Genomic DNA, 1,071 nt, shown 5'->3' with positions numbered 1-1,071 from the left:
CCACCGGGACCACCATCAGGGCGCTGACCAGCAGCAGCCCGACCACCCGCATCGCGACGGTGACGGTGACGGCGGCCATCACCGCGAGCAGCAGGTTGAGCGTGCGCACCGGCAGGCCGGTGACCCGGGCGAAGTCCTCGTCCTGGCAGATCGCGAAGAGCTGCCGGCGCAGGCCGACGGTGACCGCGACGACCACCGCGCCGAGCACCGCGATGGTGATCAGGTCGGCCGGGGCGACGGTGAGGATGGAGCCCCACAGGTAGCTCTCCAGCGAGCCGGCGCCGGCCTGGGCGGAGAGCGAGACGAGCAGCTTGCCGCAGGCCATGCCGCCGTAGAAGAGCATCGCCAGGGCGATGTCGCCGCGCTGGTTGCCGCGCGAGCGGACCAGTTCCATCGTGACGGCGCCGAGCACGCAGACCAGCACGGCCATCCAGACCGGGCTGGTCTGGAAGATGAAGCCGAGGCCGACGCCGGTCATCGCGACGTGCCCCATGCCGTCGCCCATCAGGGCCTGCCGGCGCTGCACCAGGTAGATGCCGACGGCCGGGGCGGTGATCCCGACCAGGACGGCGGCGAGCAGGGCGCGCTGCATGAAGTCGTAGGAGAGCATCTCGGTCATGCCAGCAGCCTCGGCGGGGTGTGGTCGGCGTGCGGGTGGACGTGGTCGTGGCCGGGCAGCGCGTGCAGTCCGGTGTTGGGCACGGGCGGGCCGTCGTGTGCGACGCAGCCGTCCCGCAGCACCACGGCGCGGTCGATCAGCGGCTCCAGCGGCCCGAGTTCGTGCAGCACGAGGAGGACGGCGGCGCCGCGGGAGACCTCGGCGCGCAGGGTGTCGGCGAGCACCTGCTGGCTGGCGGCGTCCACGCCGGCCATCGGCTCGTCCATGATCAGCAGGTCGGGGGTGCCGACCAGGGCGCGGGCGATCAGCACCCGCTGCTGCTGGCCGCCGGACAGGTCGGCGACGCCGTCCCCGGCCCGTTCCAGCATGCCGACGGCGGCGAGCGCGCGGTCGAGGGGGGGGCGGGGCGCCGCGGGGGGGGGGCGCGCCGCCGGGGGCGGGCGCGGCCCCCG

General features: G+C 74.9%; 2 protein-coding genes. Both read right to left on the bottom strand.

The features are described 5' to 3' along the window. The coding region (locus ACFV6I_RS14940) for a metal ABC transporter permease (protein WP_380425508.1) at nt 1-619 on the bottom strand (619 nt) is incomplete at its 3' end. After that, the coding region (locus tag ACFV6I_RS14935) for an ATP-binding cassette domain-containing protein (RefSeq protein WP_380425506.1) at nt 616-1,071 on the bottom strand (456 nt) is incomplete at its 5' end. The genes ACFV6I_RS14935 and ACFV6I_RS14940, both read right to left, overlap by 4 nt.

The sequence above is a fragment of the Kitasatospora sp. NPDC059803 genome, from assembly GCF_042732255.1.
GTDB lineage: Bacteria > Actinomycetota > Actinomycetes > Streptomycetales > Streptomycetaceae > Kitasatospora.
This window is presented reverse-complemented; position numbering and strand designations above follow the sequence as displayed.